The organism is Pseudoalteromonas sp. S2755 (assembly GCF_005886535.1).
In the GTDB taxonomy this organism is placed as follows: Bacteria; Pseudomonadota; Gammaproteobacteria; order Enterobacterales; family Alteromonadaceae; genus Pseudoalteromonas.
Genome location: NZ_PNDS01000016.1, coordinates 1 through 16234 on the forward strand (window position 1 = coordinate 1; position 16234 = coordinate 16234).

Genomic DNA, 16234 nt, shown 5'->3' on the forward strand with positions numbered 1-16234 from the left:
ATGGTCGCATCAACTCTTACAAACTAGCGTAAGTTTATTTTAACAAACGACTGGAGTAACTAAGGCCTCATAAGAGGCCTTTATGCTATTTCACCCTTCAAATTGATTAGAGAATTAATTCAATTGGTATTAATCATTGCCTGTAGACATCTACCATTTTGATCTTCCATGACTCCTCCTTGAGAGATCCAGCCTTGTTTTATTAGTTCATTAACCTCCTTGATTAACCCTTTATAGGTCGCGGTTTTCACTAACGTATATTCCATTTTTTATTTCCGTCGATATTAGCTTATCTTTTTATCATTGTTGAACCTGCTAACACTAAGGTAAACTAGCACTTCATTCATAATGGTCTTTGAAAATGAACCGCAAAAAGAAAATTTACGAAACCCTAAAGAAAAAAGACAAGCGTGCTAATGCTAAGCTCCACAAAAGCAACAAACCGCGCTACATCTCAAAAGCAGAGCGTGAGAAAATCGCAGCCCAGCAAGAAAGTGAGAAATTAGATAGCGAAGACAACGAGCATTAATAGCCCCAGTTTTGTGTCAGCTCAGCCTACAATTCCTCATTAAAAGTTTTCTTTTTAAATCTGTAAATTAGTTGTACACAGGAAGTTCAAGGGGTGCAGCTAATCACGAACCTAACTTTAGAGCCATGTTAGCTTTAAACCTAACTAAAGCAAGAATATAGCAGCATCTAAATAGCTCGATACTACTTTTTCCTCAAAAAGAGCCACTCTAATGGCTTTGTAAGTAGCTTTGAATGGCTAAGCAGCATCTTGTTGCGCCATTTGGTGTTATTAGACTGGAGTATAGGCTTTTTATGGCTAAAGGTATAAAAGCCTTCTTCGCCATGATATTGACCCATACCAGAGTGACCTAGGCCACCAAAGGGTAAAGACTCAACTGCCACCTGCACTATGGTTTCGTTGATAGCTAAAGTACCCGTTGCGAGCTCCTTTGACACTTTATTTATGGCGCCCTGAGATTGCGTAAACAAATAGCTCGCAAGTGGTGTGGTGTCGTCTCTAATGTGGCTCATTGCATCATTTAAGTTGGATATTTTTAGAATGGGCAAAATCGTTCCGAATAGCTCCTCTTGCATCACCCTCATACTTCTGTTGACCTGAGTAATGATATGCAGAGGGAGCTGACGATTGTCGCGTGCGGTCTCAGCTTGCCACACATTCGCGCCTTTACTTCTGGCATCAGTAATAATGTCATTTAAGCGCTGAAATTGTCTGTTGTTAATAATTGAAGTTTGGTTTTTTACACCTACTTTCGATTTATATGTTTTTTCGTAGTGCTGTTTTAGCTCAGTAATAAATACGTCATATTTTTCTTCGTGCACTAATACATAATCTGGTGCAACACAGATTTGACCTGAATTTGAGAGCTTACCCATTAACACGCTCATCGCAGCGCCGCTGATATCAGCGTCATCAAGCACTATAACCGGTGATTTCCCCCCTAACTCTAAGGTGACCGGCGTGAGATTTTTAGCCGCAGCCGCCATCACCTTTTTGCCAACTGGCGTTGAGCCTGTAAATAGCAAGTGATCGAATGGCTGCTCAGTAAACGTTGATGCAATATCAGGCCCGCCTTCAATGACGCACACTTCATTGTCCAATCCTTTAAAGATGGCTCTTATCACCGCATTCACCTTAGGAGTGAATTCGCTTAACTTAAGCATGACTTTGTTTCCAGCAGCGAGGGCGGTAATCACGGGAACAATCGCCAACTGAATTGGATAATTCCACGGGGCTATCACGCCCACGACTCCTTTTGGCACAATCTCAATTTTTGCCTTAGATGGTAGCCACTGCGCACCGGGTGAACGATGCTGCACTTTGCTCCATTTGCGCAGGTGCTTCGCGATATAATCAATCGAATTGATGCAAGGCATGATATCTGCAATCACGGTATCGAATCGACTCCGAGTACCAAAATCCTGATCTGCCGCCTCGACTAATTGCTCTTGCCGCTGCAACATACGTGTTTTTATTTCAGCTAAAAGACGCAAACGCTTGTCTGGCGCAGGGTAAGGGTCTTGGTTAAAGCGACTTTTTAACTGGGTAAATGTGGCGATTAGGGTGCTGGTATTATCTTCAATCATTATCAGGTCCTGCTAATGTCTAATTCGAATATAGCAAGGAAAAAACAACGGGTCTATCTTCAAAAAACTAGGTATTACTATAGAGACAGGCTGCGTATGACCGAGTTGCCCTTCGATGGACACAGCCTGTGGAGAATGGCAACTTTAAAACCCTAGTATGCTCCTTGCCAAAGTCAAGGTAACAATTGTAATTAGCCCTATCGCGACTAAGTTTAAAACAAATCCAGCTCTTATCATGTCTTTAATTTTAATCTCACCCGAGCCAAATACGATGGCATTTGGTGGTGTTGCAACGGGCATCATAAAGGCACAACTGGCCGCGATTGCAGCTGGGATAACCCAAGCTAAAGGTGAACCTGTGATTGATTCAGCGACTGGACCAAGTAAAGGTAAAAATCCTGCTGCCGTTGCGGTATTACTGGTAATTTCCGTTAAGAACGTAATAAGCGCAGCAACAACTAGCACACCAAGTACCAAGCCCATGGCATCCGCGCCCGCGAGTAAGTTAGCGATGTAATCGGCAAGTCCTGACGATTTGATTTGCGCCGCCAGTGATAAACCACCGCCAAATAATAGCAAGATACCCCAAGGTACCTTAGCTGCGCTTTCCCAATCTAAAATACGTTCGTCACTTCCCGACTTGGCTGGAAGAACAAAGAGTAACAGTGCAGCCGCAATTGCAATGCCAGTATCTGACAATTTAAGACCCGTAACATCACCAATTAGCGGTCTAAAGATCCAACACACTGCCGCTAAAATAAATACCGCAAAAACCCCTTTCTCCGCACGAGACATTTCACCGAGTGCTGTTAATTGGGACGTAAATAACGACTTGGTATCAACATTAATTTCTTCTTTATCGACCTTGTAAGTCACTTTGGTCAACCAGAACCAAGCAAATGCCAGCATCACCAAAGACAGAGGCACACCAATCATCATCCAAGTGGCAAAACCAATCTCAATTTGATAACTGTCTGATAAATACGCAGCCATTAACGCATTTGGCGGCGTACCGATTAAGGTTGCAATGCCGCCAATGCTTGCACCATAAGCGATAGAAAGTAATAGCGCTTTAGCAAAGCTCTGGCTATCTCCCCCTTGCTCTTTCACCAAGTGAATAACCGAGAGCGCAATCGGTAACATCATGACCGCCGTTGCCGTATTCGACATCCACATAGATAAAAATGCTGTCACGCCCATCATCGCCAAGATCTGTATGCTCGGTTTAGTGCCTGCGAACAACATCGTATTCAGCGCGATACGTTTATGCAGCCCCCACCTTTCCATGGCAATCGAGAGCAAAAACCCACCAAGGAATAGATAAATCAAAGGGTGCGCAAACGGCGCGGCGACCGCTTTAATAGAAGCAATGCCGACCAAAGGCGAAATAACCAAGGGTAATAAAGAGGCTGCCGGAATAGGCACTGCTTCAGTTATCCACCAAGAGGCTAGCCAAAACGCTAAGCCGGCGGTTCTCCATGCCTCAACCGACATGCCAGATGGTGGTTCAACCAAACAGATCAGTAACATTACCAAGGGACCAAGCCACAGAAACAGCTGCGTTTTTATCGTTTTTTTATTCTCTTCTGTCATTATCTTGAGCCTTTAAAACTTGTATTTTAAGCCAACTGCGATGCTAGTATCGTCTTGCGTTTCAAGATCGAGCTGCGTTGCCATCACATATAAGTTAGTTTGTTTATCAAAAATATAGTCTGTACCTAGCGTCCACTGAGTTGCATCTTCGCTGTGACGTAATCCGCTTGAGTCCTTGGCAAACTGTAGTTTCGGACGCCAATTATCGTCGAGTTGATAACTTGCACTTAGTACATAACCATTTCCTGATTTGTCTTTCGCTAGATTTTCGCTGTCTTGGATAATGGCTCCAAGTTGTAGCTTTTGCCACTTATAAGCCACTGCGATACGTGTAGCAACTAAATTACCAATACTGTCTGTATGGCTTAAGGCAACATAGTAATCTTTACTTTTTAATGCTCGGTCACCATAAATTGCGGTTGCTGCAAATCCGGTTTCATCGTTGCTCGCGTCGTCTTTAGGTGTGTAGGTCAGAGAAAAAGAAAAGTCGTTCCATTTAGGTGAAGAATAGGTAATTGAATCACCAACTCTGTCTTGGCCTGCTAGCACTTGGGCAATATCACTTTGGGTTTCGTTGAATTGATCGATTTTACCTTCACTGAACTTAAAACGCGTGTCGTTCCTGCCCACTAAAACTGTACCAAATTTACCTTCAAGGCCAACATAGGTATTCCTTGCTGAAAATGGCTCGGTGGTATCGTCGTGTTCAAAACCTTTAACTTGTACTTCATATTTGTAGACGAGTTTTAGATCGCTTGATAAGCCGTGAGTACCTTTTACACCAATTCTTGAAAATGGCGCGTCAATTTGTGTGCCCTCTTTGGTATAGCGCATCACCCCTTTGTCGGTGTTGGCAATTTGAACTTCTGCTTTACCATAAATGCTGTAGTCTGCGGCTAGCGCAGAGGCTGATAACGTTGCACTGGCAACTGCCACCGCCACTAAAGATTTACTTGCTGTCATAACTTGTCTCATTTTTTGATTATTATCGCTAAAGACAACGCAATTCTGAGACCAGAGTTTATTTTTTTATATAAATCAGATATATAAATTAAAACAAAAGATTAACACCAGCTAAAGTGTGCGGCTTTCCACACACTTAAATCTATATAGTGTCACTAAACTCACCCATCATCATTGGTGAACATAGTGCGATTTAATCCATACTTGCTCATCTTGTCGTACAAGGTTTTTCTCGGCACTTTTAGCAAATTCATCGCATCTTTAATACTGCCTTGGCTTTGCGCCAGCGCTTCTTCAATTAACGATTGCTCGTAGTAGCTTACCTTCTCAGCCAAACTCAACGTTTCATCAGACAAATTGCTTTGGATGTTGTTATTCGCAGTCATCGCACCACCGAGTAAAATGTGGCGCTCGGCGTGGTTTCTCAGCTCTCGCACGTTTCCAGGCCAGTCTTGCGCCAGTAGCTGCGCCTCTAATTCAGGGCTAATTGGCTGCATAGGTTTATGAAAGCGAGTAGCGGCAATGGAGCTAAAGTGTTTATATAGAAGCGGAATATCAGCTTTTCTGGAACGAAGTGATGGGATCATTACTTTGACGAGGTTAAGACGATAAAATAAATCCGAGCGGAATTTACCTTGCGCGACTAAGGTTTGTAAATCCACTTTTGTCGCTGCAACCACCCTGATGTCCAGTGCTATCGCTGTGTTGCTGCCAACAGGCGTCACACTTCTTTCTTCTAAAACGCGCAGCAGCTTCACTTGTAAAGCCGCAGACATGGCTTCGATTTCATCCAAAAAAACCGTGCCGCCTTGGGCAAAAGAAAACTTCCCCTCGCGAGACTCTTTGGCCCCCGTAAATGCACCACTTTTGGCACCAAATAATTCACTTTCAATTAACTCTTCTGGAATGGCACCGCAATTGATAGCGACGAAGTTATGATTTGATCGCTCGCTATGGTCATGTAAGTATCGCGCCACCAACTCCTTTCCCGTACCGGTCTCACCTTCAATCAGTACGTCAGCTGGGGTATCAATTACGGCATCAAGCAAATGTAACATTTGCTGCATTTGTTTTGTCTCACCTAAGATCCGCACGCCCGGCGCGGACTTTTTCTTGACCTGCGCTTTGAGTTCTCGGTTTTCCATCACCAACCGGCGTTTATCAAGCGCCCTTTCTATGCAATCAAGTAGCGGCTCTGACACAGGCTTTTCAAAAAAGTCGTAAGCCCCTTTTTGAATGGCTTTTACCGCCACTTCAACATCCGCAAAGCCGGTCAGAAATACCACAGGTAACTCAGAATCAAACTGCATTACCTGCTCTAAAAATTGAATACCATTGATCTCGGGCATGTTGATGTCACAAAGCACAACGCCTTGAAACTGGCGAGAAAGTTTTTTTAGTGCAGGCGCTGCACTGGAGAAACATTGCACTGAGTACCCTTCTATTTCGAATAGTTGTTTTAGTGCATCTCGTATACTTTGTTCATCATCGATGATTAACAGTGTTTTCTCTTCAATCATGTTGCGGATTCTTTGTGTGTAAACTAATTAAAAACTCGGCACCACCTTGCGGATGATTATGGGCACTGAGTTTGCCATGAAATGACTCAATGATCTGCTTTGAAATGGATAGCCCTAAGCCCAAGCCATTACCTGATTTAGTGGTGTAGAACGGTTCAAATATGTTGGATAATGCATGCTGCTTAATCCCTTCGCCTGAGTCAATAATAGACAACTGGATCTTGCCTTCATGCTCCACAGCTCGAATATAAATACACTTGTTATCTTGCTCAACAATGGCTTGGCACGCGTTACTCAAAATATTCACCAAAACTTGCTCAAACTTAAATGGGTCAACCCAGATATCGCACGCAAGCCCCTCACTTTGAATTGCTACACCGTAGCGTTTGAGTTCAGGTCCAACTATAACCAAGGCGTTATCTACTGAGTGTTTAAGGTTGGCCACCAGCATTTTATTATCATGATGCTGGCTAAAAGACTTTAGCTGCGCCACGATTTTATGCACCCGAGTGATTAAAGATTGGATCAGTACCATGTTTTCGACTACTTTACTCACATCTCCCTTTTGAGCCAACCGTTTAGCGCTGGCAACATAGGCACTCATGGCACTAAGTGGTTGATTGATTTCATGGTTAATACTGGCGCTTAGCTGCCCTATGGTTGCCAACTTAGCAGCGCGAATCAGTGCATCTTGGGCCTGCTCGAGCGCTTGCTTGCGGCTGGCAACCTCAGCCTCTAGACTCCGCTGGCTGAAAAGTAGTTGTCGGTATCCAGTCAGTTTGCTCAACGTGTACTCGACAACAACAAAGAGTAAGATCAATACCAGTGCGGTTACCCCAAGCCGCGGCCACTGTGCCGCTTTGATAGGCGCAACTTCATGTAGCAGATAAAGTGTGTATTGCTTGTTAAGCGGCCTCTTTTGCATCAGCGCGTCGCTGCCATGAGGTGACGTTTTCACTCTGGTTGGTGAAAGTACGCGCCAATCAATCGAAAACAGAGATTCGTTTTCAAACTGCCTTGAGGATTCAATTTCTTTGCGCTTTGTAGGGGACAATTCCCCTAACGAGGCTAACCGCCACTGCTCAACATCAGATGCCAGTACAATATGATTGTCATCCACAATTAAGAAATGGCTATCAGTTCCCGTATCAAGCTGGGCTTTATCTGATTCAAATTTACTGGCGTTAACTTTCATCACCACCACACCCACAAGCGATCCGCCTTTGTAGACCGATTTAGCAAAATAGAAGCCACGGGTTTTAGAACGTAAACCGAGTGCAAAAGAGACATGCTCATTGCCCTCGATTGTTTCGTAAAAATAGGGGCGAAAAGCAAAGTTACTGCCTTTATAGCTATGCGGCAAATACCAGTTGCTGCTCGCAATCACAGTTCCACTGAGGTCTAGCAAGTAAACATCTGACGCACCACTGGATATTTGAATGTCCTGTAGGTATCTGTCCAGTTCATTGGAGTTTATAGCGCTTGCTCGCTGTAAGCCTGATTGCACCAACGTGCTTAGGCTCAATTGCGTTTGGATAGCTTGATAACGAGTAAATTCGGTCTGGATATAGCTATTGAGTTTTTCTAGATTGGTTTTAGTCTGAGCAAGGACATTTTCTTCATCCTGTGCCACATTGAACAAGTAGCTTGCCCACAGCCCACAAAATAATAATAAAAGATAAATTAATATCTTAACTGAGAACTTATGTGACACACGCAACTCCTAATTGAACTCATTGAGTCTATCAGAAGCAGAATATCAATTAAATCAAATCTCTTTAAATCAATGTATCACTAAGCGCTAAGACCAGAGATAAACAAGGTTTTATCTCTGGTCTTGACTTTAAACGCGTATTAATTCGCGCTAATATTTAATGTTACATTGCTCGCTGCTTGGTAACCTTGCAGGCCGATATGCCAAGTGCCTGCCTGAGGATTGGAAATTGTACATACCTCATTATTGCCATTTTTGTATGGCCGACATTGGTAGGTGTTGGTATTAGGTTGCGTGCCAAAATTAACATAAAGATCCGCATCTCCCGTGCCTCCCGACGTCGTAATTGTCAGGGTTTGGTATCCCGCGGCAAGTACTTGACTAAAATACTGCCACTCTCCGCTGGCAATAGAAATACTACTAATGGTTTCATCAATAGGCGTATTGCCACTCGAGGTATCGTACTGCCCTACCAAACTAACTCCCGAAATCGCATTCCATGCCTCAACCATCACGTAATACGTGCCAGTTTGCACAGCGGAAATATTGCATTGCTCGTTACTAGAGGAGTTAGTGCTCTTGCAGTCATGAGTATCCAAAGTAGGTTTGGAGCCATAGCGAACGTAGAGATCCGCATCACCATTACCACCTGACGTGGTAAAAGTTAAATTAGTTGCACCTTGTGGGACTTCCATGGTGAAAAACTGTTGGCTTTTAGAAGCGCCAGAAATCCCCGTTTTAGCCACGCCATTTTCAAGCTCATTGTTTGGCGGTGGCGGAGGTGTATCACCTGCATTCTTACCAAGCTCAGCAACAAAAGCCAGCGCGAGTTTTGCAAATTTTTGTGCATGTGTTGAATCAAATTCAGTATCGTTGGTGGTATGAATTTTTCTATTGATCTCAGACATTCTTGATTCAAATGGCATAGAAGCTGGGAACCCTTGCTGATACCAAGATGCATGATCGGAGCAACCATAGCCGCATTGGTCATAGGCATAGCTTAGGTTTGGCAAATAAGTTTCAATTAATTGGCCTAAGAACTGGTTCTGTGCACTGTTTGTATAGTCTGTCATCATCACAATATCCGCACTACTGCCATTGCGGCCAGTCATATCAAATTGTGTCATACCGACTACGTTTTTTCCCTGAGAACTGTACGACTGCGCGATAGCTTTAGAACCTCGAAGCCCAACTTCTTCTGCCGCAAAACCCATGATTTGGATTGTCCGCTGAGGCTGATACCCATCTTCAACAATAGCGCTTAGCGCTTCGGTAAGCACAGCTATCCCAGAGGCATTATCATCCGCCCCCGGCGCAAGCCCACTTGAGTTAGATTGGTTAATTGAATCAAGATGCCCGCCGATAATAACGATTTCATCACTCAGTTCGCTGCCCGGAATGGTGACAATCACTGAAGGCTGAGCCCAAGAATGGCTAAAATATTCAACACTAATATCTGAGCGACTTGCTGCAATGTCGCTCCATGTTTGCTTGACCCATGCAGCGGCATCAATACCTGTTTGTGAGGTGTAATAGCGGTTATAAAAACTGGTTAGCGAGTTGACACTGCTGTCTAAGTTCACCGTACTGACTTTTGAGATTAAGCTGTTAACCCGTGTGGGGTTATCAATGCTGTAGTTAACTAGCGTTGCACTTGGGTTTATGCTTTCTAACTGTGCAAGATAATTTTGCGCCTGCTCTAAGGAGTCATGGGCGACAAAGCCACCACAGCGGTGATATTCGTCATGCATAAATGCACTCAGGTGTGAATGTAAGTTTGCAGGTACTTTTAGCGCTTTGACTTCACTGTTTGGTAAAGAAAACTGCTCGAAGTGAGTACCACGAATAGAATTATGAACTTGGAAATGCTGACTAGACTTCGCATCCATCGTCACCCAAACCTCTTCAGACGCTTCAGAAAAGCCACTCAAACAGGCAATGCTCAGTAGCATAGATGTAGTTAATTTCATTGTTGTATCCTCAACCCATTTGAATAACAACATGATTTAAGCGCTGAGCAAAATAAAAGGATTATTCAAATGAGGTAAATTTCTGATTTTATTTAGGCCCTAACAACAAGGGAGCTTGCGCTCCCTATAAACTGTTACTTAGTTCGCTTTGATATTCAGTGTTACACCGCTTGCTGCGCTATAGCCACGTAAATCAATATACCAAGTACCTTGTTGTGGGTTTGCAATCGTACAAGTCTCGTTGTTACCGTTTTTATAAGGGCGACACTGATAGCTCGACGTTGTTGATTGAGAACCATAGTTTACGTATAGATCCGCATCACCAGAACCACCTGAAATGCTCACTTCAAGGTTGCCGTAGCTAGCATTTAGATCTTGCGTGAAACGTGTCCAACCGCCAGACGCCACGCTGATATTTGACTCTGTGCGGTCAATTGGTTGAGTTCCACCCGTTGAGCTATATGTACCAGTTAACGTTACGCCCGAAATCTGATTCCACGCTTCGACCATCACGTAGTACTTGCCAGCTTGAATGTTACTAATGTCGCAGCTTTCGTTGCTTGTAGACGTTGTGCTATTACAGTCATAGGTGTTAAGCGTCGGACGAGAACCAAATTTCACATAAAGGTCCGCGTCACCACTACCACCAGAAGTGGTGAAGTTTAGGCTAGTCGCATCAGCTGGCACATCAAGGGTAAAAAATATTTGCTCTTTTGCCGCGCCACTGATCCCAGTACGAGGCTGACCGTTTATTAACTCTTCATCGCCACCTGGAGGAGGTGGGTTAGTGTCACAGCTACTACCTGTGCTTAAGTTAGAGTTAACGCCAACCGCAGCTAACGCAGCTTGTACGTCACCTGGCTCATAACCTAAGTCACATGCCGCATCCATCACGCCGTTACCAGCTAAGTCCCAGTCAGTATTCGCGGTCCAATACATTTGGTTAGCCTTTGCCATTACGATAAAGGCTTTTTTAGTATCCCAACCCGCCGTAGTTGCGAGATTGTAAAAGGCTTTATTGAACACCCCAGAGGTGTAGTGAACATCCATGCTAGACGTATAGTTAGACTGATGATCGATTGAGCGACCATCTTGCGTTGGATCATTCATGTAACGTAATGCGCCACTGCCTTTGAAGATGTCTTGGCCAACCAACCAGTCATTGCTTCCTTTCATATAAAATTCAGCAGCTTCACCTGCCATATCAGAAAACGCTTCGTTCAAACCACCTGACTTATAACGGTATACTAAACCTGAGTTTTGCTCTGTAAAACCATGACTTACTTCGTGGGCAGATACATCAAGACTTACCAACGGATAGAATGTATTGGCACCATCACCAAATGTCATCGCACTGCCATCCCAGAACGCATTTTCATAATTGTTGCTATAATGCACACGCATTTTAAGCTGGAACGACAATGGCGCAGTACCTAGCCAATCGTTGTACATATTAAATACTACATTGCCAAAATAATGAGCGTCGTTTAGCGGTGAGTATGCACCGTTAATTTCTTTAACTGTATTTTCTGGACATGTAAAGCTATGTGCAGTCGAACCACTGCTACCGTGATTTAAGTTGATTGTCTTAACATTCGCATTAGTCATGGTACAAGTATTGCCTGACTGCGCCACATCTAGATGGCCATAATCAGTACCGTACTGGTAACGACCCGTCTTTTGGTTACCACCAGGGCCTGTCGCATTGGCATGCTGCAAATTGTTGAAGCTTTCTAACACTTCGCCTGTGTTTGCATCAATGATCAAATATGGTCGTTTAGGTTCATCACCATACGTAACAAAAGTGACTTCATAGACTAAACGTGCCGTTGAATTACTATCAAGCCAGATCGCAAGGCGAGATTTTTCATTATGTTTTTTAAGCTTTTTGTCTACACTAAGCGACTGCTTTTCAAACTGATTCAGTGCCATTTTGGCATTCAACTTGGGTTTTACTGAACCGATATCAGCCGCGATGTTATACACCGCAGCACCATGAGCCTTTTTAAGCGCACCGGCATCGTCAAAGGTTAAAATGACTGAGTCGCCGATCACTGGTAACCCTTGATACATTTGTTGGAAACGCTTAGTTACTTCACCTTTTTTACTATTGAAGCTTTTAAGCTCTTTTAGTTGGCTCGCATTTTCTAAGCCAATTAGTACTTCTGGCTGTGTACTCAACACAGTCTGAGAAGCCGATTTAAGCATAGTATTAATGTCAGCTTGCTGGTTTAAATATTGTTTTGTCGCAGCCTGAGCACTGAGCGAAGTAAACGCAATCGCACATGCTGTAGCCATCGTTACTGTAGATAATTTCACGAATTACACTCCTAGTATTGTTGTTTTATTGTCCTTTTCATCATCGCTTTACAAGAAGCATTGGATGAAATGTGACTGTTTTCTCCTTCAACTGCAGAAGACATGGTAAGCCCATTAGCACTTGCCATGCTTTACTAGACTAGGCAGCAATTCAAATAAATAAACCCCAAATTTAACATTTTAATAATATTTAATTTACTTTAAATATTTATGTAATGCTTTCATGCATTTGTTCAAAAAGTAGCCCCACACTTAATATCTTGAATTAGGTAACGAAATACATTTTTGTAAATTTTTTGATACAATATGAGTAAATATGCCAATTCCTTCCCTAAACTAACTTTACAATCATTATGTTGTATCAAAACATGTAGTAACTACTCGGTAATTCTTTCTGCCTTGTGCTTCATTTATTCAATCTCACAATATCTAAAACCTAAAATTATTAATAAAATTCAATACATTAGAAATATCCTCTTCTCGGTATAACACTTGCAGTTTGAATAATTACAAGCTGCAACGAAATTAGGAGGAGTAATGGATACTTTTGAAATATTATCCTACACAGATCATAGAGTTGGGGCCGTTCTAACAGGGAAAGCAGCCGCAGAAAAATTGCAAAATGAATTGTTAAACAGCCACCTTGTTCAACATGAGCATCTAGAACTGGTCAACCCATATGACAAAGATGCAGACAAAAAACTCGAACCTAAAAGCGAAAGTAGTCTTGCCAGAAACATGCTTAATTGGCATCTGTACCTTGGCAGTATGGGAGTGATATTAGGCTTTCTCATCGCAGGGCTGTTGGTAAGTTATGGACCGGCTTTCACACAAGCTAATCCTTACTTAACGTTTATCGCTTTATTAAGCCCCGGCTTATTTTTAGGGCTATTTGCTTCAGGCCTTATTTCTTTGCGTCCGGACAAAGATGCGTTTAATCAGGCGGTGATGAATAAAATCGCAGAGGGCAAGTGGCTGCTTATCATTAAAACAAATAATGAGGCGCATCGAAGCAAGCTCATATCGTTTTTTAAAAACAGCTCTAAAGCAGACGTTTTAAACTAAAAAAGAGGTAACCTACATGGAAATTTTTAATGCAATAAAGCAAGATCATGATCATCAACGCGCCCTATTGAACATGTTGGCAGACACGTCTGGTGATTCAAAGGTTCGCGAGAAGTACTATAAAGAATTGAAAGATGCGTTAGAGGCGCATGCCATTGCAGAAGAAAGGTACTTTTACGCCCCGTTAATGGAAAGCGACATGACGATCGAAGACTCTCGCCACGGTATCGCCGAGCATCATGAGATTGATGAGTTAATTGAGGCACTGGATAATACGGAGTTTTCCGATCCTAGTTGGCTAACTAAATTGAAAAAACTCAAAGACAAAGTTGAGCATCACTTGGCTGACGAAGAGCAAGCATTTTTCCAGCGTGCGGGTAAGGTACTTGATAAAAGTGAAAAATCGCAACTTGCAGATGAGTATCAAAAAGAGATGGAAGAGCAGTTATAGCTTTCTATGCCCACAACATGTTGTGGGCATTTACTTTGCTAGATTTTGGTCACCGATACCATCACAGCAACTTACCAATTAATACCACTCCAAGTATGAGCAGTAGTCCGTTCATCACCAGCAAAAATTGCTTTTTAGGTAAGCGTTTCGCAAGGTGCACACCGAGTCTATTACCGAGCAACGCTAAAGGTGTAAAGCAAATAGCAAGCAGCACATGTTGCCACTGTAACAACCCAGTTGCAGAGAAGGTCGCCAACTTAATCCCATTCATAAGTGCAAATAGTACCGCAACCGTCGCGATATAAGCCGTTGGTTCCAATTTTCGAGCGTTAAAATACACCATGAGTGGTGGGCCGCCAGCATGAATTAAGGTGGTGGAGATACCAGCTGCGGTAGAGGTGCTCGCGGCCAGTAACTTTAAGTGCTCAACACTTTCAGGTGTATTTTTAATCAGTAAGCTTTTAAGCGCAAATATTATGCTCATCGCTGCAACCACAACCGTCAGCCAAAATTCACTGACGCCCTGAAGAAAAAGCGTTGCTAAAGCTATCCCGACTAGCGTACCTGGCAATAACCGCTTTAGTTCCGTCACGTTCCATAAGCGCCAGTAACTCTTCAGGCTAAAAACATCCGCCACGATAAGTAGCGGAAGCATCAACGCAATGGCGTCCCTAGGATTTAACACCATCATCAAAATTGGAACCGAAAACGCCCCTAATGCGCCTGCAAAACCAGACTTTGAAATACCACTTAGCAGAACGACAAGGGCAATTACTGCAAGTTGAATTGGTTCTGTCATTCTTCAATTCCTTTAGTTTGAGGCGCTGAATTTATTAATTAAGTAATAAAAACCACAGCGCTTCAACATCTGTTACTGCAGTAACCTGCATGTTGTCACCGGCATTCAGGCCGATACCATCTCCTTGCTGAAATGCCTCACCATCGAGCGTCGCTTCGCCGCCAACAATGTGCAAATAGGCTTTTTGCGCGTGCGTATTCAGCTCAATCTGTTGACCTTGATGCAGCTGCAAGCGGTGTATTTCAGCTTCTGCATTGATACTCAGAGTGCCCTGTGCGCCTGTAGGCGTAACGATGGGCGTAAGTGCACTACTTTGTTTAATTTGAATTTGTTCATAACTCGGCGTTATGCCTTTCAGCTTTGGCTCTATCCAAATTTGTAAAAAATGGGCCGGCGCTGTCTTTGAAGCATTATATTCTGAATGAAGAATGCCACTGCCTGCGCTCATTCTCTGAACTTCACCTGCCGCCACAGTAAACTGATTACCCATACTATCTTGATGTGCTAATTCACCGTCAATGACATAGGAAATAATTTCCATATCTCGGTGACCATGAGTATCAAAGCCATGACCACCAAGTACTGTATCATCGTTGATCACCCTAAGATTACCAAATCCCATGTGGGCGGGATCATAATATCGACCAAATGAGAAACTATGTTGGCTTTGCAACCAACCAAAATCTGCTTTACCTCTATCTTGTGCTTTTCGAATATATCGCATGTTTCGCTCCAAACGCATGTTGATGACCTCAGTCTATTGCCTGTTTGGAACGAATAAAATTTGATAATTTAACATCAATCATTCTACTCAATAGAACCTTCCAGCTGCATGCACTGATATCTTAATTCACCAATAAATGCGCGCGCGGCAGGCCCAAGCCTGTCACCATCTTTAAAAATGAGATGAAGCTGTGCTTTACGCTGACTATGTTGTGATAGTGGTAGCGGTTTCAAGACGCCAGAGTCTAGTTGCGTTTTGATAGCCGGAATGGGCAACCAAGCAAACCCTAAGCCTTGCGCTATCATATCTATCGAGGTTGTCATATGGCTCACCGTCCAACGTTGATGCGCCCCCAACCAACCTTCATCTTTTTTACGCGAGATTGCAGAGTCTCTTACTACGATTTGACGATGGGACTTTAAGTCCTCGAATGTAAGCGCGCGACCAAATTGGTGTAATGCGTGATTGGGATTTGCCACTGCAATAAACTCGATTTGGCACAACTCTTCACTGAACCCGTCTTGTAAAGTCACAGGAGAAATGGCGATGTCTACGTCAGTATTTTGCAAAAGTTCAGATGCCCCCGTTAATACAGACTCAACTAACTCGACACGCAGCAAGGGATATTGTGCAGATGTATTTTCTAGCACTTTATAGAGCACCTGCTGTGGAAAAATTTCATCGACCGCTATGCGCAGTTGACTCTCGACTCCCTCGCCTAGCGTTTGTCCAACCGCTTCCACTTTTGCTGCTTCTTCCAAGAGATAATTGGCACGGCGCAGCATCATTTCACCCGCTTCGGTTAACAAGGTCCTTCGCCCTTCGACTCTAAAAAGCTTAACACCAAGGCCTTCCTCTATTTTATGAACCGCAGTGTGGATACTTGACTGGCTTTTATGTACTTCTTTGGCAGCTTGATTAAAACCACCATATTCGACAACGGCTCTAAACATGCGCCATTGCTCTAATGTCACTCTCAACATACTCATCTAACCCAATAT

Annotated in this window: 13 protein-coding genes; 3 read left to right on the forward strand and 10 right to left on the reverse strand. The window is 43.3% G+C overall.

The features are described from left to right. The first annotated feature begins 361 nt into the window (after positions 1 to 361). Complete coding sequence (locus CWC03_RS03300) at positions 362 to 529, forward strand: DUF2986 domain-containing protein (protein ID WP_128726662.1); 168 nt, start codon at positions 362 to 364, stop codon at positions 527 to 529. Positions 530 to 711: 182 nt separating this feature from the next. Here the strand turns inward: CWC03_RS03300 and CWC03_RS03305 are convergent, their stop codons facing one another. From CWC03_RS03305 to CWC03_RS03335, 7 genes are all read right to left on the reverse strand, one after another. After that, a complete protein-coding gene (locus CWC03_RS03305; RefSeq protein ID WP_138580565.1) occupies positions 712 to 2115 on the reverse strand; it encodes an aldehyde dehydrogenase family protein in 1404 nt (467 codons plus the stop codon). A 144-nt stretch (positions 2116 to 2259) separates the two neighbouring features. Next, entirely contained in the window at positions 2260 to 3708 is a 1449-nt protein-coding gene (locus tag CWC03_RS03310; protein ID WP_138580566.1) for an SLC13 family permease, read from the reverse strand. Positions 3709 to 3720: 12 nt separating this feature from the next. Further along, positions 3721 to 4671, reverse strand: coding sequence for a porin (locus CWC03_RS03315; RefSeq protein WP_138580567.1), 951 nt, complete (start codon positions 4669 to 4671; stop codon positions 3721 to 3723). Between the two features lie 161 nt (positions 4672 to 4832). Further along, a complete protein-coding gene (locus CWC03_RS03320; protein ID WP_138580568.1) occupies positions 4833 to 6191 on the reverse strand; it encodes a sigma-54-dependent transcriptional regulator in 1359 nt (452 codons plus the stop codon). Continuing rightward, positions 6184 to 7905, reverse strand: a complete 1722-nt coding sequence (locus CWC03_RS03325) for a sensor histidine kinase (RefSeq protein ID WP_138580569.1) — start codon at positions 7903 to 7905, stop codon at positions 6184 to 6186. Before CWC03_RS03325 ends, CWC03_RS03320 begins: the two co-directional genes overlap by 8 nt. Positions 7906 to 8045: 140 nt before the next feature. Next, positions 8046 to 9875, reverse strand: a complete 1830-nt coding sequence (locus CWC03_RS03330; RefSeq protein WP_138580570.1) for a M28 family metallopeptidase — start codon at positions 9873 to 9875, stop codon at positions 8046 to 8048. A 138-nt stretch (positions 9876 to 10013) separates the two neighbouring features. Further along, positions 10014 to 12194, reverse strand: a complete 2181-nt coding sequence (locus CWC03_RS03335) for a M4 family metallopeptidase (RefSeq protein ID WP_138580571.1) — start codon at positions 12192 to 12194, stop codon at positions 10014 to 10016. A gap of 537 nt (positions 12195 to 12731) precedes the next feature. On the opposite strand from CWC03_RS03335, the gene CWC03_RS03340 reads away from it, so the two are divergent. Together CWC03_RS03340 and CWC03_RS03345 are read left to right on the forward strand one after the other, a co-directional pair. Then, positions 12732 to 13259, forward strand: coding sequence for a hypothetical protein (locus CWC03_RS03340; protein WP_138580572.1), 528 nt, complete (start codon positions 12732 to 12734; stop codon positions 13257 to 13259). A gap of 16 nt (positions 13260 to 13275) precedes the next feature. Beyond that, positions 13276 to 13710, forward strand: coding sequence for a hemerythrin domain-containing protein (locus tag CWC03_RS03345; protein WP_138580573.1), 435 nt, complete (start codon positions 13276 to 13278; stop codon positions 13708 to 13710). Between the two features lie 61 nt (positions 13711 to 13771). Here the strand turns inward: CWC03_RS03345 and CWC03_RS03350 are convergent, their stop codons facing one another. The 3 genes from CWC03_RS03350 to CWC03_RS03360 form a co-directional block, all read right to left on the reverse strand. Next, positions 13772 to 14509 carry a sulfite exporter TauE/SafE family protein gene (locus tag CWC03_RS03350; RefSeq protein WP_138580574.1) on the reverse strand — a complete coding sequence of 246 codons (738 nt, stop codon included), beginning with the start codon at positions 14507 to 14509 and terminating at the stop codon, positions 13772 to 13774. 34 nt (positions 14510 to 14543) lie between these two features. Next, positions 14544 to 15233, reverse strand: coding sequence for a pirin family protein (locus CWC03_RS03355; protein WP_138580575.1), 690 nt, complete (start codon positions 15231 to 15233; stop codon positions 14544 to 14546). An 83-nt stretch (positions 15234 to 15316) separates the two neighbouring features. Then, positions 15317 to 16216 (reverse strand): LysR family transcriptional regulator, encoded by a 900-nt coding sequence (locus tag CWC03_RS03360; protein ID WP_138580591.1) that lies wholly within the window; start codon positions 16214 to 16216, stop codon positions 15317 to 15319. Positions 16217 to 16234: the final 18 nt, after the last annotated feature.

Bases quoted from the DNA above. Each gene is read 5' to 3' on its own strand.
- CWC03_RS03300 (WP_128726662.1), top strand. From the start codon at position 362: ATGAACCGCAAAAAGAAAATTTACGAAACCCTAAAGAAAAAAGACAAG.
- CWC03_RS03305 (WP_138580565.1), bottom strand. From the start codon at position 2,115: ATGATTGAAGATAATACCAGCACCCTAATCGCCACATTTACCCAGTTA.
- CWC03_RS03315 (WP_138580567.1), bottom strand. From the start codon at position 4,671: ATGACAGCAAGTAAATCTTTAGTGGCGGTGGCAGTTGCCAGTGCAACG.
- CWC03_RS03355 (WP_138580575.1), bottom strand. From the start codon at position 15,233: ATGCGATATATTCGAAAAGCACAAGATAGAGGTAAAGCAGATTTTGGT.
- CWC03_RS03320 (WP_138580568.1), bottom strand. From the start codon at position 6,191: ATGATTGAAGAGAAAACACTGTTAATCATCGATGATGAACAAAGTATA.
- CWC03_RS03345 (WP_138580573.1), top strand. From the start codon at position 13,276: ATGGAAATTTTTAATGCAATAAAGCAAGATCATGATCATCAACGCGCC.
- CWC03_RS03340 (WP_138580572.1), top strand. From the start codon at position 12,732: ATGGATACTTTTGAAATATTATCCTACACAGATCATAGAGTTGGGGCC.
- CWC03_RS03350 (WP_138580574.1), bottom strand. From the start codon at position 14,509: ATGACAGAACCAATTCAACTTGCAGTAATTGCCCTTGTCGTTCTGCTA.
- CWC03_RS03360 (WP_138580591.1), bottom strand. From the start codon at position 16,216: ATGTTGAGAGTGACATTAGAGCAATGGCGCATGTTTAGAGCCGTTGTC.
- CWC03_RS03310 (WP_138580566.1), bottom strand. From the start codon at position 3,708: ATGACAGAAGAGAATAAAAAAACGATAAAAACGCAGCTGTTTCTGTGG.
- CWC03_RS03330 (WP_138580570.1), bottom strand. From the start codon at position 9,875: ATGAAATTAACTACATCTATGCTACTGAGCATTGCCTGTTTGAGTGGC.